The 22,483-nt window shown below is 61.7% G+C and carries 19 protein-coding genes; 12 read left to right on the top strand and 7 right to left on the bottom strand.

From position 1 onward, the window contains the following. Window positions 1-85: 85 nt before the first annotated feature. Genes ABFY71_RS09420 through ABFY71_RS09430 form a run of 3 tightly spaced genes read left to right on the top strand, consistent with a single transcriptional unit; the run spans window position 86 to window position 4,827 of the window. On the top strand, window positions 86-1,312 hold the full coding sequence (locus ABFY71_RS09420; RefSeq protein ID WP_347945747.1) for a urate hydroxylase PuuD: 1,227 nt from the start codon (window positions 86-88) through the stop codon (window positions 1,310-1,312). Window positions 1,313-1,314: 2 nt separating this feature from the next. After that, window positions 1,315-2,610, top strand: a complete 1,296-nt coding sequence (gene guaD / locus ABFY71_RS09425) for a guanine deaminase (RefSeq protein ID WP_431021523.1) — start codon at window positions 1,315-1,317, stop codon at window positions 2,608-2,610. A gap of 51 nt (window positions 2,611-2,661) precedes the next feature. Then, on the top strand, window positions 2,662-4,827 hold the full coding sequence (locus tag ABFY71_RS09430) for a malate synthase G (protein WP_347945749.1): 2,166 nt from the start codon (window positions 2,662-2,664) through the stop codon (window positions 4,825-4,827). A gap of 88 nt (window positions 4,828-4,915) precedes the next feature. Here ABFY71_RS09430 and ade read toward each other — a convergent pair whose 3' ends face one another. Next, window positions 4,916-6,625, bottom strand: a complete 1,710-nt coding sequence (gene ade, locus ABFY71_RS09435; protein WP_347945750.1) for an adenine deaminase — start codon at window positions 6,623-6,625, stop codon at window positions 4,916-4,918. Between the two features lie 118 nt (window positions 6,626-6,743). Between ade and ABFY71_RS09440 the strand changes: the two genes are divergently transcribed. Beyond that, complete coding sequence (locus ABFY71_RS09440; protein WP_347945751.1) at window positions 6,744-6,902, top strand: hypothetical protein; 159 nt, start codon at window positions 6,744-6,746, stop codon at window positions 6,900-6,902. A 70-nt stretch (window positions 6,903-6,972) separates the two neighbouring features. Next, the gene (locus tag ABFY71_RS09445) at window positions 6,973-7,164 is read left to right on the top strand and encodes a hypothetical protein (RefSeq protein ID WP_347945752.1); all 192 of its coding nucleotides are present in this window, start codon (window positions 6,973-6,975) and stop codon (window positions 7,162-7,164) included. A gap of 39 nt (window positions 7,165-7,203) precedes the next feature. Here the strand turns inward: ABFY71_RS09445 and ABFY71_RS09450 are convergent, their stop codons facing one another. Beyond that, a complete protein-coding gene (locus tag ABFY71_RS09450) occupies window positions 7,204-9,438 on the bottom strand; it encodes a putative bifunctional diguanylate cyclase/phosphodiesterase (protein WP_347945753.1) in 2,235 nt (744 codons plus the stop codon). A 92-nt stretch (window positions 9,439-9,530) separates the two neighbouring features. Further along, window positions 9,531-10,748: an ROK family transcriptional regulator gene (locus tag ABFY71_RS09455; RefSeq protein WP_347945754.1), complete on the bottom strand. Its 1,218-nt coding sequence runs from the start codon at window positions 10,746-10,748 to the stop codon at window positions 9,531-9,533. A 301-nt stretch (window positions 10,749-11,049) separates the two neighbouring features. Between ABFY71_RS09455 and ABFY71_RS09460 the strand changes: the two genes are divergently transcribed. The 6 genes from ABFY71_RS09460 to ABFY71_RS09485 all read left to right on the top strand — a co-directional run bounded on the left by ABFY71_RS09460 (window position 11,050) and on the right by ABFY71_RS09485 (window position 16,681). Then, a complete protein-coding gene (locus tag ABFY71_RS09460; RefSeq protein ID WP_347945755.1) occupies window positions 11,050-12,075 on the top strand; it encodes a sugar ABC transporter substrate-binding protein in 1,026 nt (341 codons plus the stop codon). A 74-nt stretch (window positions 12,076-12,149) separates the two neighbouring features. After that, complete coding sequence (locus ABFY71_RS09465) at window positions 12,150-13,226, top strand: ABC transporter permease (protein WP_347945756.1); 1,077 nt, start codon at window positions 12,150-12,152, stop codon at window positions 13,224-13,226. Beyond that, window positions 13,223-14,053, top strand: coding sequence for an ATP-binding cassette domain-containing protein (locus ABFY71_RS09470; RefSeq protein ID WP_347945757.1), 831 nt, complete (start codon window positions 13,223-13,225; stop codon window positions 14,051-14,053). Before ABFY71_RS09465 ends, ABFY71_RS09470 begins: the two co-directional genes overlap by 4 nt. A 122-nt stretch (window positions 14,054-14,175) precedes the next feature. After that, on the top strand, window positions 14,176-15,222 hold the full coding sequence (locus ABFY71_RS09475; RefSeq protein WP_347945759.1) for an NAD(P)-dependent alcohol dehydrogenase: 1,047 nt from the start codon (window positions 14,176-14,178) through the stop codon (window positions 15,220-15,222). A gap of 26 nt (window positions 15,223-15,248) precedes the next feature. Continuing rightward, entirely contained in the window at window positions 15,249-16,034 is a 786-nt protein-coding gene (locus ABFY71_RS09480; protein ID WP_347945760.1) for an SDR family NAD(P)-dependent oxidoreductase, read from the top strand. A 131-nt stretch (window positions 16,035-16,165) separates the two neighbouring features. Beyond that, window positions 16,166-16,681: an MgtC/SapB family protein gene (locus tag ABFY71_RS09485; RefSeq protein ID WP_347945762.1), complete on the top strand. Its 516-nt coding sequence runs from the start codon at window positions 16,166-16,168 to the stop codon at window positions 16,679-16,681. 315 nt (window positions 16,682-16,996) lie between these two features. Here ABFY71_RS09485 and ABFY71_RS09490 read toward each other — a convergent pair whose 3' ends face one another. Next, window positions 16,997-17,443 (bottom strand): response regulator, encoded by a 447-nt coding sequence (locus ABFY71_RS09490; RefSeq protein ID WP_347945763.1) that lies wholly within the window; start codon window positions 17,441-17,443, stop codon window positions 16,997-16,999. A 277-nt stretch (window positions 17,444-17,720) separates the two neighbouring features. On the opposite strand from ABFY71_RS09490, the gene ABFY71_RS09495 reads away from it, so the two are divergent. Further along, complete coding sequence (locus ABFY71_RS09495; RefSeq protein ID WP_347945764.1) at window positions 17,721-19,481, top strand: hypothetical protein; 1,761 nt, start codon at window positions 17,721-17,723, stop codon at window positions 19,479-19,481. A gap of 41 nt (window positions 19,482-19,522) precedes the next feature. Here ABFY71_RS09495 and ABFY71_RS09500 read toward each other — a convergent pair whose 3' ends face one another. The 3 genes from ABFY71_RS09500 to ABFY71_RS09510 are packed head-to-tail and all read right to left on the bottom strand — an operon-like array spanning window position 19,523 to window position 22,474. Further along, window positions 19,523-19,855, bottom strand: coding sequence for an SMR family transporter (locus ABFY71_RS09500; RefSeq protein ID WP_347945765.1), 333 nt, complete (start codon window positions 19,853-19,855; stop codon window positions 19,523-19,525). After that, entirely contained in the window at window positions 19,852-21,153 is a 1,302-nt protein-coding gene (murD, locus tag ABFY71_RS09505; RefSeq protein ID WP_347945766.1) for a UDP-N-acetylmuramoyl-L-alanine--D-glutamate ligase, read from the bottom strand. Before murD ends, ABFY71_RS09500 begins: the two co-directional genes overlap by 4 nt. Further along, entirely contained in the window at window positions 21,143-22,474 is a 1,332-nt protein-coding gene (locus ABFY71_RS09510) for a MurL-like N-terminal domain-containing (protein ID WP_347945767.1), read from the bottom strand. Before ABFY71_RS09510 ends, murD begins: the two co-directional genes overlap by 11 nt. Between the last annotated feature and the right edge of the window lie 9 nt (window positions 22,475-22,483).

Consider the following 22,483-nt stretch of genomic DNA (forward strand, 5'->3'; position numbering starts at 1 on the left):
GCCTCTTTTCACGAACGGCGTCGGGTCATCGACGTCGTAGCTGCCCCTTTTCCGCGAGCGGCGAGGGCAGGAAGGAAGCTAGAGCATGGGCGATTTTGCGATTTTCTATGAATGGCTGATGTTTGCGGTGCGCTGGCTGCACGTGATCACGGCCATCGCCTGGATCGGCTCATCATTCTACTTCATCGCGCTCGACCTGGGCCTGCGTAAAACCCCGAGTCTGCCGCCACTGGCGCATGGCGAGGAGTGGCAGGTGCATGGCGGCGGCTTCTACCACATCCAGAAATATCTGGTGGCGCCGGATTTTTTACCCGAGCACCTGACCTGGTTCAAATGGGAAAGCTACTGGACCTGGATCTCCGGCTTCATCCTGCTGGTGCTGATCTATTATGTCGGCGCCGATCTTTATCTGGTTGACCGCACCGTGCTGGACGTGCCGGCCTGGCAGGCCATCGGTCTGTCGCTGGCCTCTATCGGGCTGGGCTGGGTGCTCTATGACACGCTGTGCAAATCGCCGGTTGGGCAGTCCACGACCGGGTTGATGCTGGTGCTGTTCGCCATTCTGGTGGCGATGAGCTGGGGCTATACCCAATTGTTCACCGGACGCGCGGCGATGCTGCATATGGGCGTGTTCACAGCGACCATCATGACGGTGAATGTGGTGATGATCATCATCCCCAATCAACGCATTGTCGTGGGCGACCTCAAGGCGGGCCGGGTGCCCGATGCCAAATATGGCAAGATTGCCAAGCAGCGCAGCCTGCACAATAACTACCTGACGCTGCCCGTCATCTTCTTCATGCTGTCCTCGCACTATCCGCTGGCCTTCGCCACGCAGTGGAACTGGATCATCGCATCGCTGATCTTCCTGATCGGGGTGGTGATCCGGCATTATTTCAACACGCGCCACGCTCGCAAAGGCAATCCGCACTGGACCTGGGCGGTAGCAGTGGTGCTGTTCATCATCATTGCCTGGCTATCGAGCGGACCCAAGCTGCCGGGTGCGGCAGGAGAGGCGGTGGCGTCCCGGGCGGCCGAATCCTTTCTCAGTGCAAGCCATTTCGAGGCTGCCAGCCTGACCGTACAGACCCGTTGCGCCATGTGCCACACGGCCGAGCCGGCCTGGCCAGGGGTATATCAGGCGCCCAAGAACGTGATCCTCGACAATGACAACGCCATCGCCAGTCACGCGACGGAGATCGTCATGCAGGCGGGTTACGCCCATGCCATGCCGCCGGGCAATGCCAGCGAGATGACCCCAGAGGAGCGGGCTTTGCTGGTGGCCTGGTTCCGCGAGGGCTCGGGGCAGTGAGCATGAGAATTCTGCGCGGCAGGGTGCTGAGTTTTCTCAGCGAGCCGCAGGGGCTCGATGACACGGCAAGCTACCGCTACATTGAGGATGGGGCGATTTCCATCGTCGACGGCAAGATCGTCGCGGTTGGAACTTTCGACGCTGCCCTGGTGGGTGACGGGGAGGTCATTGACCACCGGCCGCACCTGATCATGCCGGGTTTCATTGATACGCACCTGCATTATGTGCAGAGCCAGATAGTGGCCTCCTATGCTGGCTCGCTGCTGGAGTGGCTCAACACCTATACGTTTATCGAGGAACAGAAGTTCAGCCAGCAGGGGCATGCGGCAACCATCGCCAGTGCGTTTTATGACGAGCTGATCCGCAATGGTACAACCACAGCCGCGGCCTATTGTTCGAGCGCCCCCGCATCGGTTGACGCCTATTTCGCCGAAGCCGAAAAGCGCAACATGCTGATGATCGGCGGCAAGGTGATGATGGATCGCCATGCGCCCGAGGCGCTGTGCGATACGGCGCAGTCGAGCTATGACGACAGCAAGACACTGATCGCGCGCTGGCATGGGCGTGGTCGCGGGCTCTACGCCATCTCGCCGCGCTTTGCCATTACCTCGACGCCCGAACAGCTGGCGGCGGCACAGAGTCTGGTTGCTGAGCACCCTGAGTGCTATGTGCAGACCCATCTGAGCGAGAACAACGCCGAGATTACGCTGTCGCTGCAGCTTTACCCGGAGGCGCCGGACTATACCGGGATATATGAGCACTACGGCCTGCTCGGGCCCAAGACGCTGCTCGGCCATTGCATCCATCTCGATCATCGCGAGACCGAATTGCTGGCCGATACTGGCGCAGTGGCGGTGTTCTGCCCGACCTCAAACCTGTTTCTGGGCTCCGGCCTGTTCGACCGCGCGCGATTGCAGCAGCATGGGGTGCGGATCGGCGTGGCCACCGATATCGGCGGCGGCACCAGCTTTTCCATGCTGCGGACGCTCGACGAAGGCTACAAGGTGCTGCAATTGAGAGGGCAGCGGCTGACGCCGTTCAATTCATTTTACATGATGACCCTGGGCAATGCCCGGGCGCTGTCACTGGAAGGCACTATCGGCACCATCGCGCCGGGTTGTGCGGCCGATCTGGTGGTGCTGAACGCGGCGGCGACGCCGGCCATGGCGCTGCGCATGCAGACGGCGACGCAACTGGTTGAGGAATTGTTTCTGCTCCAGACGCTGGGCGATGACCGGGCGATTGCCGAGGTCTATGTCGCTGGCGCACAGGCCAAGTCGACTTTAGACGGGTTGTGACGATCGCGGCCTTGGCCTAAATCTCTGGCACGACAAGAAGGACAAAGCCCAATGAGCGACTATCAGACAAAATTCGGCCTTTCGGTGCATTCTCTGTTGGTCGACTTTGTCGAGAAAGAAGCGCTCCTCGGCCTTGCCGTCACAGCTGACCAGTTCTGGACGGGCTTTGCGGCTCTGGTCGCCGAACACGCGCCGACCAATGCGGCGCTGCTGGCCAGGCGCGATAGCCTGCAGAACCAGATCGACGACTGGCACCACAAATATGGGCCGGTCGCCAGCAATCCGCAGGGTTATGAGTTCTTCCTCAGGGAAATTGGCTATCTGTTGCCCGAGCCTGCCGATTTCACCATCGAGACCGAAGGGCTTGATCCCGAAATCACTACGCTGTGCGGACCGCAACTGGTCGTGCCGGTGTCCAATGCCCGCTATGCCTTGAACGCTGCCAATGCGCGCTGGGGCAGTCTTTATGACGCCTATTACGGCACCGATGTGATCGCTCGCGACGGTGAGCTGGCGCCCGGCAAGGGCTACAATCCAGTTCGTGGCGCCGCCGTGGTTGCCAAGGCTGCGGCGTTTCTCGACGCCAGTTTTCCGCTCAGCACTCGCAGCCATAGCGACGTGACTTCCTATGAAGTGCAGACCGCTGGCGGCGTGGCAAAGCTTGCCATCAACACGTCGACTGGTCCAGCAACGCTGCAGGACCCGGCGGCCTTTGTCGGTTACGGCGATGACAGCGAAGGCAACAAGGCCGAGATCGTGCTGCGCCACCATGGGCTGCATGTGATCCTGGCGATCGACAAGGGCAGCGTTATCGGTAGTGCGCATGCGGCCGGGTTGAGCGACGTCATCGTGGAATCGGCGCTGACGACAATTCAGGATTGTGAGGATTCGGTTGCTGCCGTCGATGCCGAGGACAAGGTTGGCGTCTATCGCAACTGGCTTGGGTTGATGACCGGCATGCTGGAAGAAACTTTCGAGAAGTCCGGCAAGCAAATGACCCGCCGGCTGAAGCAGGATGGCGTCTTTACCGCCGTCGACGGTAGCGAGATGGTGCTCAAGGGGCGGGCCCTGCAACTGGTGCGCAATGTCGGCCATCTGATGACTACCGATGCGGTGTTGTGGAACAACAAGCCGATCGGCGAAGGGCTGATGGATGCGGCCGTGACGGTGCTGTGCGCCATGCAGGATAAGGTCAACAGCACGACGGGCGCGGTCTATATCGTCAAGCCCAAGATGCATGGACCTGAGGAAGTGGCCTTTGCCTGCGCCATTTTTGCCTCGGTCGAAGCCATGCTGGGTCTCAAGCCCAACACCATCAAAATCGGCATTATGGATGAGGAACGCCGCACCTCGGCCAACCTCAAAGCGGCAATTTACGAAGCGCGCAGCCGCGTATTCTTCATCAATACCGGCTTCCTGGACCGGACGGGCGACGAGATCCATACCGCCATGGAAGCGGGGCCGGTACTGCGCAAGGATGAGATCAAGAATGAGCGCTGGATTGCGGCCTATGAAGACCGCAACGTACTGATCGGGCTGGCCTGTGGCCTGTCGGGACGGGCGCAGATCGGCAAGGGCATGTGGGCGCGGCCCGATGACATGGCGGCGATGATGGAGGCCAAGAGTGGCCACCCCAATGCCGGGGCCAACACCGCCTGGGTGCCAAGCCCGACAGCCGCGACGCTGCACGCTCTGCACTATCACCAGATCGATGTGTTCGCCGCCCAGCGCCGCCGTCACAACGAGGCTTTGCCGGAGCTGACCGAACTGTTTTCGATGCCGGTACAGGCGCCGTTCTCGCTCAGCCGCGAAGAAATCACCCGCGAGCTGGAAAACAATGCGCAGGGCATTCTGGGCTATGTCGTGCGCTGGGTGCAGCAGGGCGTTGGTTGTTCCAAGGTGCCGGACATCAATGATGTCGGGCTGATGGAAGATCGCGCAACTTGCCGGATTTCGTCACAGGCGGTGGCCAACTGGCTGCGCCACGGACTGGTCAGCCGCGACGAGGTCACCTCGACATTTGAGCGCATGGCCTCCGTGGTCGACCAACAGAATGCTGGCGATCCGCAGTATCGACCGATGGCTGACAATTTCCAGTCCGTCGCGTTCCGGGCAGCGCTCGATCTGGCGCTGCATGGGGCCGATCAGCCCAGTGGCTATACCGAGCCGCTGCTGCATGCCGCTCGCCGCAAGGTCAAGGCGCGCGACTCCCACTAGAGCACGTCACCGTGTCGTTGAAGCGGCGAAAACGCTCAGGCCTTTGATGGGGCGCACTGGTTGGCGGCAGGCCGCCGACCACATTTCCTCAGGATACGAAGTCGAACTTGTCGACGTCGAACAGGCCGCGATCGGTCATCTTGAGATGGGGGATGACCGGCAGGGCGAGGAACGCCACCTGCAGGAACGGCTCGGGCAGGACGCAGTCCAGCGCCAGTGCGGCAGCGCGCAGAATGTGCAGATCATGAGAAACGGTCTCGAACGGTTCCAGGCTCATCAGCCCGGCCAGGGGTAGAGCCAGTTCGGCAGTTATCCTGCCGCCATCGGCCACGGCGAAGCCGCCGCCCAGTTCGATCAGGCGATTGACGGCGACTGCCATGTCGTCGTCATTGGCACCAACCACGGTGATGTTGTGGCTGTCGTGGCCGACGGAGGAAGCGATGGCGCCACGCTTGAGGCCGAAGCCGGTGACGAAGCTGCGGCCGATATTGCCGTTCTTGCCGTGCCGTTCAATCACCGCAAGCTTGATGATATCGGCGGCCAGATCGGGCTGCAGCCCGCGCTCGGTAGAGGCCAGGGTTGCTTCCTCGCGGAAAGTCAGGATCAGGCCGGGGCGCACGCCGATCACCGGGGTGCTGTTCTGGCCGGGGCGGGGCTCGGTGATGAAGCTGTCGGCGCTGACCGGAGTGGCCTTCATCGACGTGAGGCCGACGGGCAGGACCGGCTGGCGGGCGTCGAACAGGGCCGGCACCACCAGGCGCCCAGCGGTGATCACGTCGGAAACGCTGCAGTCTTCAAGGTTGTCGAGCAGGGCGATATCGGCGCGCCAGCCGGAGGCCAACAGGCCACGATCGGTGAGGCCGAAAATGCGGGCGGCCGAATGGCTCGCGGCGCGGTAAACGTGGTGCAACGGCCGCCCCATGGCGATAAGGCGGCGGATGGAGCTATCCAGATGTCCCTCCTCGGCAATGTCGAGCGGGTTGCGGTCATCGGTGCACAGCGCCACGAAGCTGGAGGTGTTTTCGTCGAGGATTTCGGCGAGCGCCTTGAGATCCTTGGAGACCGAGCCTTCGCGGATCAGGATGGCCATGCCCTTGGCCAGCTTTTCGCGCGCTTCAGCGGCGCTGGTGGCCTCGTGATCGGTGCGGATCGCGGCAGCGAGATAGCCATTGAGCGCCGTGCCCAGCAGCAGCGGGGCGTGGCCATCGATATGGCCGCCCTGAAACGCCACCAGTTTGGCCAGAATGCCCGGATCGGCGTTCAGTACGCCGGGAAAGTTCATCATTTCGGCCAGGCCAATGACCTTGGGATGGTTGCGGAACGGCTCGAGATCCTCGATTTCGAGCGCCGCGCCGGAGGTTTCAAAGCCGGTGGCGGGCACGCAGGACGACAGGTTGATGCGCACATCCATCACCGTCTGCTCGGCGCTGTCGAGGAAGTAGCGGATACCTTCGGCGCCCAGCACATTGGCGATTTCGTGGGGATCGCAGATTACCGTGGTGACGCCATAGGGTAACACGCAGCGGTCAAATTCCAGCGGGGTGACCAGCGAGGATTCGATGTGCAAATGGGTGTCGATGAAGCCGGGCACCGCAAAGCGGCCGGCACCGTCAATGACGGTGTTGCCCTGATAGCTGGCATGGGTACCCACGATGCGATCAGCGACAATGGCGATGTCGGTGGTGGTTACTGCGCCGGTGATGACGTCGAGCATCCGTACATTTTTGATCACAGTGTCGGCGGGGACCTTGCCCTGGCCAGCCATGATCATGCGGGTGAGGGTCTGGGCAGAAGTCATCAAACATTCCTGGGTCTGGGAGGCGCCGAGGGTCGACGCATCCGGGCGATAGGTCAAGCTGGTACTGGAACCGTGTGGGCCGGCGCACGTTGCAAATAAGAGTTTAACGGAGTGCAGCATGGAAACCTATGATCCCCACAAATCCGATACCGATGTGCGCCAGGCCAACCCGCGCAAAATGAACCTGCGCGTCCTGATCAGTTCACTGATCGGGATCGTTGTGCTCTTCGCTGTGATCTATCTGGTCTATGCCATGACCCAATCGGGCGCGGCATAATCACCGTGCGGCTGATCAGGGTTGGACGGGACGCTCTGACTTTGGAGCGCCGGCGGCGGGGCGTGAGCAGGTGGCCCGCGAGGTGGCCAGTGTGTTGCGCAATACGCCGATGATCAGCCGGAAATCCTATATTGCACCCTGCCTGTTCAAACTGTTCAACGATGGCAAGCTCAAGCCGTTGTGGGAGACCTCTGGCGCAAACCGGCGTGGACTCCTGGCCCGCGAAGGGCGCCTGGGGGCGGTACTGGCGGCGATCGGTTAGCCTGCAGCGCGACGCGATTGTCGTGGAGCAAAAGCGCCTTCAGGCACTGGGGGGTGGACGACGACGTTGTCGACGGGTGAGAGCGGCGTTGTCGGGTGCCTTGAACATTGCGGTGATCTCGTCTGCGGAGACGCCAGCCGAGAACAGGAAGCCCTGCAAGGTGTTGCACCCCAACCTGCCGAGTATTGTTGCCTGTTCCTCGGTTTCGACGCCTTCGGCGGTAACCTCGAGCTCCATGGCGTGCGCCAGGGTGACGATGGCATCGGTGATTGCTACCGAGACATGCCCATCGGCCAGTTGGCTGACAAAGGAGCGGTCGATCTTGATGCGGTCAACAGGATAGCGCTTGAGGTAGCTCAGCGACGAGTATCCAGTGCCAAAGTCATCAAGGGCGATCTGAATGCCCGCGGTGCGGAAGGCCCGCAGGTTCTGCGCCGAGATGTGTTCTTCATCGAGCAGGATGGATTCGGTGATCTCAAGCTCAAGATCAACAGCCCGCATCCCCGTGTGATGAAGAATGTCAAAGACCAGATTGGGGAAGCGCGGGTTGCGCAGCTGCATTGGTGAAACATTGACGGCAATGGTGCGCCCGGGAACTGTGGCGCCCAATTGGCAGGCGCGGCGCAAGACGAACTCGCCCAGAACTTCGATGAGGCCGGTACTTTCTGCGACCGAGATAAAGCGTCCGGGGGCGATCTGACCGTATTTTGGATGATGCCAGCGCACCAGCGCCTCAGCGCCAATGACCTTGCGGGATGACTGGTCGATCAGCGGTTGAAAGACCACCGACAGCTGGTCGTCGCGGCCGAGAGCTTCGCGCAGTTCGCCCTCGATGGTGTGCTGCAACTGCAGCAGCTCGTTCATGTGCTCCTCGTAAACCACGGCACGATTGCGCCCACCGGCCTTGGCCTCGTAGAGCGCGATATCGGCCTTGCGGAACAATTCGCTGGGCTCGGCATCGTCGCCCCGCGCCCGGACGATGCCGATGCTGGCGCCGACATGGGCCTTGGCGCGGTTTAAGAGGAACGGACGACCGATCGACTCGATGACGCGGGCCGAGAGCGCCAATACATCGTCAAGTTCATCATGATTGGCGGTCAGAATGGCAAATTCGTCCCCTCCCAAGCGGGCGATTATCGCATCGGCGCCAAACACGGTGTGGAGCCGGTCGCTCACCGCGCCGATCAGTTCGTCGCCAACCTGGTGGCCCAAGGTGTCGTTGACCTGCTTGAAGCGATCGAGATCAAGCATGAATAGCGTCAGCTGTGCGTTCTGGTTGTGGCTTTCAGCTATCGCCTCGGCCAGTTTGACGTCAAATCCCATACGGTTGGGCAGACTCGTCAGCTTGTCGTGCATAGCTTGATGCTCGACCAGTTGATGCTCCGCTTCGAGCGCGATAGCGGTGCCGCGCAACCGCCGGAGCAACAGGAAAGCCAGAAAGGCGCCGATGGTGAATACGATGGCCAGGGCCGGCGCTGTCTGACGCAGCATCAATGTGCCTGGATGGTCACTGTCCCATTCAAAAAAACCAATAAAGCGTCCAGCAGTGTTCTCAATGGGATGGGCCGCGCCGCTCGGGTCGTTGCTCTCGACCAGCGAGAAGCGGCCATTCTCGATCAGATACTCACCATTGATTTTGTCAGCGGCAGCTTCGTCGAGGAATTCCAGGGCCAGCACCACCGACTCGGCGCCCTTGAGTTGGGGCAGCGCACCAGAGTGGGTGACAATAGGCATGGCCGCAACCATGGCAGGTTGCCCCGCGATGATAGCAAGATCAGTCAAACCGACAGGCGTGGACATGCCGGGCGGCAAATGGGTCGGGGGGAATGATCGGAGTCGCCCGAGAAATGGCGTGAACACGGTCGTCAGCTCGGGGTGCTCTGCAGGCTCCAGTGAGACGCCAGCATCCATCAGGTAGATCGGCACCGCATCTTTGTCGAAAATGGCAATGCGATCAATCCGGTAGAAGTCGTACATCCAGACGCCCAGATTGTCCGCGATCCAGTCGAAATTGATTCTGAATTGGGTATTGACGACGGCGTCGTCCCAGACAGCGACGCTTTCGAGCTGTTGTAGCAGGCTTTTCTGGCGGCCATCGATGATGTGGGTGACCAAGGTGCGCTGCCGCTCTACGGCGCGCTGGTCGATATTGGTCGTGACCCAGACGATAAAAGCCAGGAATGAGGCGGCCGTGATGACCAACGCCAACACTACTGATAGTAGCATGGCGAGGGAGGACTGCCGGCGGTTGGTTTTCGGCGGCGTGTCGGGCATCAAATATCGGTAAAGGACGCTGGGGCCTCGATATTAGCGCTTCTGAGATTGCCGAGTAGTTACCAGATTGAGATTTCTGGTGTTTTTGCTGGTCAGCCATTTTCCTTGAAGAGAACTTCGCGATCCTGAGTGAAGTTGGCGAGCAGCGGCAGGCACGCACCGCCAATTTCGCGCGCCCCAAATCCAATGGTACCTTCAGCGATGGTGAACGGGGCCAGTCCTTGCAGGTCAAAGCCGAGCGTGGCTTCGCGTGTGGCCTGGACCAGGGACTGGCGTATGCCGGCCGGAAAAGCGCCATCGATCACTATCGTGCGGAAATCGATGATGGATACCGCGCTGATGGCCGCAAGAGCCAGGCTTTGGGCGGCATCGGCGATCCACTCATCAAGCAGTGGACCAATTTCACCCCAATCGCCGGGGTCGCGCCACAAGGTGCTCGGGTCCTGACCGGCAGCGGTCAGCCTGTCGGCAAGAACATAGATCGACGCACTGCGTAGTAGCTGCTGAAATCCCCCGGAAGGGGCTGGCACCGGCAGGGGGCCGATGGCGCCGCCATAGCCGGTGCGCCCGGGAAACAGATGGCTATTGAGCACCACGCCGCCGCCAATGAAAGAACCGAGAAAGATGTAGAGAAAGTCCTCGCCGTGCTGACCATTGCCCAGCACCAGTTCAGCGGCGCAGGCTGCCGTGCCGTCATTGTGGAAATAGACCGGCCATGGACTGATCGCTGCGATTTCGGCGCGAATATCGGCTTGCCGCCAGGCGGCAAGAACATCGGCCGGTGCGCCCAACTGGGACTCCCAGTTCCACAGCTCGAAGGGAGAGGCGATGCCGAAGCCGGCGATGCGTTGGCGCTCTGCTGGGCTCAGCCCGGCAGTGAGCTCGTCAATGCCTCGGCGGGTCAGGTCCAGCATGATCTGTGGCGTCGGATAGGGGTGAGGCTGGTGGATGCGGCCCCGCACGGTACCCGCAAAATCCATCAATACGATATCGGAACTGCGTCGGCCGATCTTGAGCCCGAGGAAGAAGGCACCGCGCGGATTGAGTGCATAGGGAACTAGGGGTTGACCCACCTTGCCACGCAGGGGATTGAGGCGAAGCAGAATACCATCAGCTTCCAACGCGTTTACGATGGTGGAAATGGTCTGCGGTGACAGGCCAGTGCGCCGGGCAATGTCAGCCTTGGGCAGACTGCCGTGCCGGCGCACTAAAGACAGCACCAAGCGTTCATTGTAGAGGCGCACGCCAGTCTGGTTGGTGCCGCGACTGAGTTGGTCCGAGCCTGCGGCTCGCCTGCCTGAACTCACCATCGACAATGGCCTTATGTTAACATTTGCAAGTTGTTGTCCTGCGGCTTTAGGCCGGATTACCCGTCAAATTGCAATCGTTTGCTTGGGTGTGATGGAAGTCGACGGCCCATCAAAAGGCCACGCATCCTCCCTGTCAATTAATAAATCACTTGGAATAACTTATTGACACGCCCGGTCAGTTCCACTGATATGGAAGCCGGAGAGCAGGTGGCACGGGAGCGCTGAACCAGTTCTCCTGATGGTCGACGGACGGGTGAACACCGATCGGGACCTGCGAACATTCATTGGGAGGAGTAGATCGATGGGTAAGTTATTGAAAGTCGCGGCCGCCGGAGCCGTGATGCTGGGTCTGATGTGCGGCACTGCCGCCTATGCCCAGGAGGTGGTCGGCCTCATCACCAAGACAGAAGGCAATCCCTTCTTCGTCAAGATGCGCGAAGGCGCCCAGGCCAAGGCCGACGAATTGGGGCTGGATCTGCGCACCTTTGCCGGCAAGTTTGATGGCGATAATGACAGCCAGATCGCGGCCATCGAAAACCTCATTGCTGCTGGCGCCAAGGGTTTTGCGATTGTGCCATCGGATTCTGCGGCCATTGTGCCCACCATCCAGCAGGCGCGCGACGCCGGACTGCTGGTGATCGTGCTCGATACCCCGCTTGATCCGATCGACGCGGCGGATGCGACCTTTGCCACCGACAACCGCCAGGCCGGGCGGCTGATCGGGCAGTGGGCGGCCGGAACCTTGGGTGCGGAAGCAGCCAATGCCAAGATCGCCATGCTCGACCTGGCCGTGAACCAGCCGACTGTCGACTATTTGCGCGACCAGGGCTTCATGGAAGGGTTTGGCATCGATGTGAAGGATCCCAACCGCTATGGCGACGAGGACGATGCGCGCATTTGCGGCCATGAAGTGACAGGCGGTGCCGAGGATGGCGGCCGTACCGCAATGGAAACCCTGCTGCAGAAATGCCCGGATGTTAACGTCGTCTATACGATCAACGAGCCCGCCGCCGCCGGCGCCTATGAGGCGCTCAAGGCGATCGGCAAGGATGACGGCTCGGTGCTGATCGTCTCAGTTGATGGCGGCTGCCCCGGCGTTGCCAATATCAAGGATGGTGTCATCGGCGCGACCAGTCAGCAGTATCCTTTGCTGATGGCTTCAATGGCCATGGAAGCCATCAAGAACTTCGTCGACACGGGTGAAAAACCCGCGGTCACCGAAGGTCTCGATTTCTTCGACACCGGCGCGCAGCTTGTCACCGACGCACCCGTTGCCGGCGTCGAATCGATCGATACCACCAAGGGGGCCGAGCTCTGCTGGGGCTGAACCACGCTTACAGAGCAGTGGGCCGCCATCGGCGGCCCACCACCGATGGATATTGACCCTGGGGAGGGGTGTTGATGAGTGACGATGCAGCCGGTTCGGCGACTGCGGAACATGGCCTGACGGGCGCCGCGCAGACCGTCGCCAGTTTTGACACGGAGAGACCGGGCCTGATCCGGCGGATACAGGCCTTCCTGCACACCTACCCGACCGCGATTCCCTTTATCGTTCTGATCGTCGGCATCGCCATCTTCTCGTTTGCGGCGGGTTCCAAGTTCTTTGCCCCGTTCAACCTGTCGCTGGTCTTGCAGCAGGTCACGATTATCGGCGTACTCGGTATCGCCCAGACGCTGATTATCCTGACCGCCGGCATCGATCTGTCGGTTGGCGCCATCATGATCTTGTCCTCCATCGTGATGGGTCGACTGTCGGTCGTTGCCGGCGTCCCGGTGGAAATTGCCTTTGTCATGGGACTTGCCACCGGTGTGCTCTGTGGATTCATCAACGGGGTGCTGGTCGCGCTCGTCAAGTTGCCGCCCTTCATCGTTACGCTGGGCACCTGGTCGATCTACGGGTCGATGATCATCTTCATCTCCAACTCCGAGACCATCCGTAGCCAGGATATCGCCGCGATTGCCCCGATGCTGCAGTGGATGGGGGCGCGCGTGGCGCTGGGGGGAGGGGCGATCCTGACCATTGGCTCCATGGTGATGCTGCTGATTGCGGCGGGCGTCTGGTATGTGCTCAACCGCACCGCGTTTGGCCGTCATATCTACGCCACGGGGGATGACCCGGAATCGGCCCGGCTGGCCGGCATCAACACCACCTGGACGCTGATTGGCGTCTACACGTTGGCCGGGCTGATTTGCGCACTGGCCAGCTGGGTGCTGATCGGGCGCGTCGGGGCGGTGTCGCCGCTGGGCAGCCAGACCGCCAACCTGGATTCGATCACTGCCGTGGTGATCGGCGGCACGTCGCTGTTCGGTGGCCGCGGTTCGATCGTCGGCACGCTGTTGGGTGCGCTGATCGTTGGCATGTTCCGCAATGGCCTGGCCCTCTCGGGTGTCGATGTGTTGTGGCAGGAATTTGCGGTGGGCGCGCTCATTATCATTGCTGTCACCACCGATCAGTGGATCAGAAGGATCTCGGCATGAGCCTGGACCAGACAGCAGCAGGCCTGACCGCCACGCCGATCGCCGGGCCGCAGCCGATACTCAGCGCCCACAATCTGCAGAAACGCTACGGCAAGGTGGTGGCGCTCGACCACGCCGATTTCGATCTCTACCCTGGAGAAATCCTGGCGGTGATCGGCGACAATGGTGCGGGCAAATCGACCCTGATCAAGACGCTGTGCGGTGCGGTAATCCCCGATGCCGGTACTATCAAGCTTGATGGCTCGCCCATCGCCTTCAAATCGCCGATGGAGGCGCGGCTGGCCGGCATCGAAACGGTGTACCAGAATCTGGCTCTGTCGCCGGCGCTGTCGATTGCCGACAACCTGTTTCTGGGCCGCGAAATGCGCAAAAAAGGGCCGCTGGGCGACATTTTCCGCCTGCTCGACCGCTCCGGTATGAACCGGATCGCCCGCGAGAAGCTGACCGAGCTGGGGCTGATGACCATTCAGAATATCGGCCAGTCGGTGGAAACGTTGTCGGGCGGCCAGCGACAGGGCGTTGCAGTGGCGCGCGCGGCGGCGTTCGGTTCGCGCGTGGTGATCATGGATGAGCCGACGGCGGCGCTGGGCGTCAAGGAAAGCCGGCGCGTGCTGGAACTGATGCTGGACGTCAAGCGGCGCGGGCTGCCTATTGTGCTGATCAGTCACAACATGCCTCATGTGTTCGAGGTGGCTGATCGCATCCATATCCACCGGCTGGGCCGGCGGATCGCGGTCATCAGTCCCAAGGACCATACCATGTCCGATGCGGTGGCGATCATGACCGGCGCGATGGAGCCGCCTGCGCAAGCGGCGTCAGCTTCGTGATCGTGGACGCGGCAAAATAGCGTTTGCCGCCTTCGCCTCCCGGTCGTCCTGCGATAGGGTGCGCGGGCCACCATGCCTTGCATTGGTCGCCGCTGTCTTGTCGATGCTCCGGGAACCTGATGATGACCAAAGTCCGCGCCCTTGTCCTTGAACGCCAGCACGAACTGGCCTTGCGCGAAATCGATCTGCCGCTCGAGGTCGGGCCCGGCATGGTCAAGATCGCCATCCACACGGTGGGGGTCTGCGGCTCGGACGTGCACTACTACACCCATGGCAGGATCGGCCCGTTCGTGGTCAATGCGCCGATGGTACTGGGCCACGAGGCCGCTGGGGTGGTCAGTGAAGTTGGTGCCGGGGTGGCCCATTTGCAGGTGGGCGACCGGGTCTGCATGGAGCCAGGCGTACCTGACCCCAATTCGCGCGCCAGCCGGTTGGGCATGTATAATGTCGATCCGGCCGTGCAGTTCTGGGCAACGCCGCCGGTGCATGGCGTGCTGACCGCCGAAGTGGTGCATCCGGCCAATTACACGTTCAAGCTGCCCGATCATGTGAGCTTTGCCGAAGGCGCGATGGTGGAGCCTTTCGCAGTGGGCATGCAGGCGGCGGCCAAGGCGCGGATCACCCCGGGCGACACCGCGGTGGTGCTGGGCGCTGGGCCGATTGGCACCATGGTGGCGCTGGCGGCGCTGGCGGGCGGCTGCGCCCGGGTTATCGTGGCCGACCTGGCCCAGCCCAAGCTCGACATTGCCGGACAGTATCAGGGCGTCATCACCGTCAACATCCGCGACAGGGACGTTGTCGAGGCGGTCAGCGAACTCACCGAGGGCTGGGGTGCCGATGTGGTGTTCGAGTGCTCGGGCTCGCCGCACGCCTGGAAGACCATCATGGATCTGCCGCGCCCGGGTGGGGCGATTGTCGTGGTTGGCCTGCCGGTTGAACCGGTAGCGGTCGATATTGCTGGTGCTTCGGTCAAGGAGTTGCGGATAGAGAACGTCTTCCGCTACGCCCATCAATATGACCGGGCCATCGCGCTGATCGGCTCGGGCAAGGTCGATCTCAAGCCGCTGATCTCGGAGACCTTTGCCTTTGAAGATGCCAAAGCGGCGTTTGATCGCGCCGTTGAGGCGCGGCCAAGCGATGTGAAGCTCCAGATCCGTGTCGCGCAGTAGCGGGCAAGCCCAAGAGAGGAAACAAGATGGACCTGAATTTGCGCGACAAGGTTGCGGTCATCACCGGTGGTACGGTGGGGATCGGGCTGGCGGTGGCCGAGGGCTTGGCCGCCGAGGGCGCCAATCTGGTGCTGGCGGGCCGCAACAAGGAGCGGAACGATGGTGCGGCGGTGCGGATCGCCGAGCGGTTCGGCATCACTGCCACGGCGATTGCCGCTGACGTCGCGACAGCCGAGGGGTGTGACGCAGTCGTCAATGGCACCAAGCAAGCCTTTGGCGGCGCCGATATCTTGATCAACAATGCAGGCACGGGCTCCAACGAGACTATCGCCGAGGCCGACGACGCCAAGTGGCAGTATTACTGGGACCTGCATGTGATGGCGGCGGTGCGGCTGGCGCGCGGGCTGGTGCCGACGATGAAGGCGCGGGGCGGTGGCGTGGTGCTGCACAATGCTTCGATCTGTGCCGTCCAGCCGCTGTGGTATGAGCCGATCTACAATACCACCAAGGCCGCCCTGATGATGTTTTCCAAGACGCTGTCAACCGAGGTGGTGGGCGACAATATCCGCGTCAACACCGTCAATCCGGGTCTGGTGCTGACGCCGGACTGGATCAAGACCGCCAAGCAGATCGCCGGAGAGGATGGCTGGCAGGCCCACCTGCAGGGCGTCGCCAATGAGGCTGGCGGCATGAAGCGGTTCGCGACGCCGCAAGAGCTGGCCAATTTCTTTGTCTTCCTGTGTTCGGACAAGGCCAGTTATTCGACTGGCTCGACCTATTTCGTCGATGGCGGCTGGCTGCAGACGGTGTGAAGTTTCGGCGGATGGCGCGCCGGGCTCAAAAATGGGCAAGGCCACCGGCCATCCCTGGCCGCTGCTGCCCCGGGAACAAATGAGTGCTGCGCGGGTTTTGTCAGCATATTCAACAAGCTGGAAACGCCACAATGGATACTGGGAACGCCTTCGGTCTGGTGGAGACCTATCTGCCGCAGCATATCATGGGCATTCGCCTGGTGATTGCCGCGGTGCTGGGCGGGCTCATTGGCTTTGAGCGCGAGTTGCACACTGCGGAGGCTGGGCTGCGCACCCATATTCTGGTGGGCGTTGCTGCGGCGCTGTTCACCATTCTGGCGTTCGAGATTTACCACACCCTGCCTGCAGGTGAGCAAAGCAGGGCTGACCCTATCCGCGCGGTCGAAGCGGTTACAGCGGGGATTGCCTTTCTGGGTGCGGGGGCAATCTTTCGCAGTGGTGCGGGTGTGCAGGGCCTGACGACCGGTGCGGGCATGTGGCTCGCCGGTGCGGTCGGTGTGGCGACCGCGCTGGGCTACTACGTTGTGGCGACGGGGGTGGCAGTGCTGGCGGTGATGGTGTTGGCCGCACTGCGCGCCATTTCGCATCAGGTGATTGGCGCTGACCGTCGTAGGGCCCGTGAGAAGGTCGAGCGAAACGAGCGGTAGCACACTTTTCAGCCTGCAATGATGCCGGTCCGCTGGGCCGTGGGGAGAGGCAGGATTGTTGATTCAGGCACCCGAGGGACAAGTGCCAAACCATCGCTGCCTCTCCCCCCGTGCGCGCGCAACGGGAGGTGTCGCGCTCGCGCTCGCCTGTACCTGACCCCCTTGGAGTAGGGCCGGCACCCCCTCTCAACCTGCGGTGCCCGCAAGGCAAGAGGGTAGGAGGTGGCCGGAGGGACGCCTGGGAATGCAGGGCGGTTCGAAAACCGACTTGCAGCGCCCCGTCCGGCCGAGGCATGCAGCCTGTGGACGCAGGAGCTACATGCCAACTGCTTCGGGGCGCTGTGTCAGCGCCCAGAGTTCAACAATGTCTGCTGCCACGCGGTGATAGGCGTCGCGTTCGGCGTGGCGGACGAAAACTGCAGCAGCGCCATTTTCGAGCAAGGCGTGGCGGCTCTGCTCGCCAAGCCGGGGCGCCAGGACCACAACAGGAACGCCGCTGGCGCGCATTAGCTGCTGTACGGCGATCAAGAATTCGAGATTGGCCCCGCTATGGGCCTTGAGATCGACAACGATCAAGCCTGGTTGTTCGGGCGAGGCCTTGCCAAGATCAGTCTGCAAGCGGGCGCGAGCGCTGACCGCATCGCCATAGTGCTGCACACTTGACGCGCCCTGGATCAGCAGCGCCCGTGTCAGCAGGTGGGCTGAGTGCACATCATCATCAATCAACGCCACAAATGACGTGTAATCCGCAGAGACGTTCACCGCATACCTCAAAGAGCCGCTGTTGTGGTGCGGACAAGTGAATCATTGCAGCCGGTACGTACGAATACGCACTGGCGATGATGTACCAACTGGGTGGTCAATGGTCTCAGAAGGGGCCTAGCCGACCGAGAATAATGTCGCATCAATGACGGCGACGCCGGCCCTATGAGCCAATTTGCACGAGGTCGCTAGGCAAGTTCAGGTAAATCTGATGTAACTACAGCTTGCGTTTTACATGTAAAGCGCGACAGTCTGGCGAACTGGTTCGGAGGTCGGTTTGGCCGCTTCAACGCAACAGCGCGAAACTATTCTGGGCGCTCTTGAGCAGTTGCTGGCATGGCCGGAGATTGCCCGCTCGCCGCAGTTGGGTAAATTTCTCGACTACATTGTACGGCTCAAACTGGACGGGGATGAGCAGTCAATCAAGGCGTACTCGATTGCGGTAGATGTGCTGGGGCGCCCGGCTGATTTCGATCCTCAATCAGACCCCATTGTGCGCGTGCAGGCGCGGCGATTGCGTACCCTGATCGACGAATACTATCGTGGGCCGGGCAGGGATGATTTGGTGAGGATTGCCTTGCCGGTGGGGCGCTACGTGCCGGAATTCTGCATGGCAGAAGGGTCGGCCGATGCCGATGTGACGGCCAGCAAGCTCAACCAGATGGCAACGCAGCCTGAGTCTGAGCCGGCGCCAGCGCGGGCCCGGGCGACCGGCGGTGTGTATCTCTCGTGGTTTGCGCTCGCAGCGATATCGCTGGGCGCCTTGGTGATGAGCGTTGCGATCTTTGGACCGTTTCCCGGTCGGACGGCGATCAGCACAGGCGGGTTGCAGCGTCCCAGCGTGCGGGTTGTCGAGTTCCAGAATCTTACCCGTCCGGACAGCGATGCACCCAAGGTGGCCGGCCTGGCTATCGAACTGGTGACCGATCTCGATCACTTCGAGGATATTGATGCCCGTTATGGCGGTGGCAGCGACCTGAGTATTGCGATCGCCGATGACGATGTCAGCGACTATGTTCTGACCGGTATCGTGCGCAAGGATCAGGCGCTGGTGCAGTACAGCGCCATTCTCACTGACAGCGGTACCGGCACGGTCGTGTGGAACCACGCCATCGCGGTGCCTGCTGCTGCCGCGACCCAGCCCGACGTGCTCGACGAGGTGTCACGCCGCCTCAGCCTCATCCTGGGCAGTCCGCGCGGGCCATTGCATGTCAAGGCGCGCGAGTTGCTGGCGCTGGCACCGCCAGACAATGGCGCCAGCAGCCCCTATCTCTGCCGCATGCTGTTTCATCTCTACCGGGAAACCGGCACGACGGCGGCCGCCACGCAGACCGCTGACTGCATTGCGAGCTTGCCGGAAAGCGAGCGGGCGTCGGCGGCCGGCCTGGCGATCTCGGCGAGCCTGCTGGTCGAACAAGCTATTGGCCGCTCTGTGGAGCCGATGAGCCAGGCTGAACGCTGGCGCGCGGCCGAAGCCAGCCTGGATCAGGCCATCGTCCTGTCGCCCGTCAGCGCGTTTGTCTGGGAACAGTATGGGCGGTTGCGCCAGGAAATGGGGCAGTTTGATACCGCCAGGATCGGCTACGATTCGGCCGTCCAGCTCAACTCGGCCAATGCGGATGCCCTGGCCAGCTATGCGCGGCTGTTGGCCTTTGGCGGTGACACCGCTGGGGCCGAGAGCATGGCGCGCGATGCAGTTGACGGGACGCCCGACCCACCAGATTGGTATTTTGGTGTGCCGGCCATGCTGGCGCTGCGGTCAGGCGATAATGCTCAAGCGATCGAGGATGCAGAACGCTATGCGCGGGCTGACCCCGAACTGGGACCAATTCTTGCCATCCTGGCCGGGCAGCGCAGCGGGGATGGCACCGTTGTCAATCGCTACCTGCCGCAGGTGCTCGATGTCGCCAGTTTTCGCGCCCAAGGCGTGTTGCCCCGATTGCGCGAGCGCGTGCAGGACCCGGTCTTGCTCGAACAGATCCGCGGGGCGCTGGTTGCTGCCGGGGCACCGGAGCAGGCGCTCAACGCTGCCTTTTAGGGGACATTGGTCGGTGACGGATCTGTGCCACCAATCTCGCGCTAATGCGGTGATGATTGCGAGAACAGGTTGATGACCATCACCCCTGCGATAATCAGGCCCATGCCGATCAGTGCGGGCAGGTCCAGCGTCTGGCCATGCGCGAAATAGGCAATCAGCGCAATCAGGACAATGCCGCTGCCCGACCAGATGCCGTAGGCAATACCCACGGGGATGGTCTGCAGGGCCAGCGAAAAGAAGTAGAAGGTGATGGCATAGCCGATCACCACGACCAAGGTCGGTACCAATTCGGTAAAGCCGTTGGAGGCCTTCAGGAATGAGGTGGCCACCACTTCGCCAATGATGGCTATGGCCAGAAGGACGGCGCCGTTCATGTCAGCGGGGACGCAAAGAGCGCCTCGGCCAGTTCGATGAAACGTCGGCCGCGCTCCTCGAAGTTCTTGAACTGGTTGTAGGAAGGTGCGCCGGGCGACAGAATGACCGCATCGAATTGATCTCGCCTTGCATGCAGCATCTGCATGGCCGTTTCGAGATCGGGTGGGCTCAGCACCACTATGGAGGGCGCTGCATTTCGGGTCGCAGTGGCCAGACGCGTGCCTGTCACCGGCAGACAGGCGAGGGTGGTTACGCCATAGCCAAGCAGCAGGCCTGCCAATTCGGTATAGTCCTGCTCGCGTTCGTGGCCGCCGGCGATCAGCGCCAGTCGCTGGCCTGGATAGGAAGCCAGCGCGGCCTTGGTGGCCTCGGGGGTGGTGGCGATGGAATCATCGACGAACAACGTGCCGCCGAAATTGTGCTCTTCGAGCCGGTGGGCCAGTGGCATGAACGCCGCAATGCCCTGAACAATGCCATCCAGCGTGCCGCCAGCGGCGCGGGCGATTTGCGCGGCCAGCAGTGCATTGTCGAGATTGTGGGCGCCCTTGAGCCGGGAGCGGGCTACTGCGGCGGTGATCGTCGCCTGGTCATCGCTGTTGAGATCGGGCAGCAGCCGGCGGGGGTCGCGGATGGCTTTGGCGACGAGCGCGTTGCGCCTGGCAGGCGCGCCCAGCGCCACCGGAAAGCCGCCATCGCGGTCAATCAGGTGCAGCTTGTCGTGATAATAGCGTTCGACGCTGCCGTGCCAGTCGACATGCTCGGGATAGAGATTGGTCACGGCGGCGATGTCGGGCAGGAAATTCATGTCCGCCGTCTGGTAGCTCGACAGCTCGAAGATCACCACGGCGTGGGTGTCGGCGATATCGAGCGGAGCCACCCCGACATTGCCGGCCAGACCCGCGTCAATGCCCGAGCGGGTCAGCATCAGATGGAGCAGGGTGGCAGTGGTCGATTTTCCCTTGGTACCGGTGATGGCGATCACGGTGCGGCCATCGCGAAACACATGGCCCCACAGGTTCAAATTGGAGGTGACGGCGATACCGGCATCGCGGGCGATGTCGAATACCGGCTTATAGCGCGATACGCCGGGGCTTTTGATGATATCGCCGAACCGGTGGGCGCGAATGGCGTCCTTGATGTCTTCGGGCGCCATGAAGGCGGTATCGGGGATATCGGCAGCACCGCTATCGACCGTTACAAATACCTCGAGATCGGGCTGGCTTGCCTTGAGAAAGGCGCGGGTGGAGAGTGCCTCGCGGCCGGCGCCGTAGAGCAGAATGGGTTCTTCAAACCGCATAGGCGGCTACCTTGGCGGCCAGGGCCGGGGGAATATGATGATCATGACTATCGGTCAGGCATTCAGCCATGGCCGCTTGCAGCTTGGGTTCGCCATATTGAGCCAGCAGATCGGCCTTGATCGCGCGCACCACGGCAGCCTGGTGCCAATCGGCATGGCGAGTAAGGGTGTAGAGGCAGGCTGCAGCTTCAAGAATCTCTCCGACACATTCCCAGGGTTTCTGGCCGGCCAGGCCCGCCAGTTCCCGGAATGAGGCTTCGTGTGCCGGATTGTCGAGCAGGTCCTTGCCGAAAATGGCGAGCAGACGTTCCTTGGGCATGAAGGGAGCAAAGATCAAAAAGACAAAATGGCATTTGGGACACTCGCCACACCAGAGCGGACCGTCATTGCCGGTCAATCGGAAATTGCGATTGCAGCTGGAAAATACCCGGTCGAACCGGGTTTCGTGGGTGAAGAGGGAGGCAATTCGCGCCTCCGAATAGGGACGCAGCAGCGAGAAGTATTTCAGCGCGCCGCCGGTTGCATCGCTCAGAATGGCGGCGATCAGCAGTTCGAAGCCCAGCGATTTGGAATATTGGTGGTTGGTCTCGCGACCGTCGAACTCGACATTGCCCTCGCTGGCCGAACGCTCATTGGAGAGCACGATCTGGTTATAGCCAAAGAGGACCGCGCAGAGGGCGGCGATCATCGAGTTCATGGCAGTCGAAGGTACGTGTCCGTTGTAAAACCCGGGCTGCTGACTCAGCCGGATCATTTCGGGGTCGAGCGTGCGGGTGGCATAGATCGGTGGCGTGCCGATGGTGGCGACCGAGGTCAGAATGGGACCCTTGGGGTTCACCGCAAAAGGGGTGAACGGAACGCCGGTATGGCTGAGCAGATCGACGCTGACCAGGGAGTCCTTGCCGCCGCCTATCGGCAGCAATGTGCGCTGGGGCAGGGTGATAGCCGGCTGGTGTTCACTGGGGTCATGGGGCGCGGTGATGGTCAGCTTGCCAAAGCGCAGCAGATTATTGCGGGCGTAGAATTCGCCCATTCCGTTCTCATAGACGTCGATGGTAAAGGCGCGCTCGGCCTCGTTCAATGCAATATCGGGGGCGGCGATCTCGAAGGGCGCCTTGAGCTTGAAATAGCTGACGCCCAGCACGATCGCGGTCAGATCGAGCAGTTTGCTGAAATTGGGACTGGCTGCGGCAGCTATGTCGGCGCCCTTGGGCAGATCCAGGGTCTCGACAAAGCGCAGCCCGTCCAGAGCATAGGTAAAGCGAGCCTGGCCAGTGGCTGGATCGAAATGGGGGCACTCGATAAGAAATTGATCGGTCAAAGCGGGTTA

The organism is Devosia alba (assembly GCF_039938915.1).
GTDB classification, from domain to species: Bacteria; Pseudomonadota; Alphaproteobacteria; order Rhizobiales; family Devosiaceae; genus Devosia; species Devosia alba.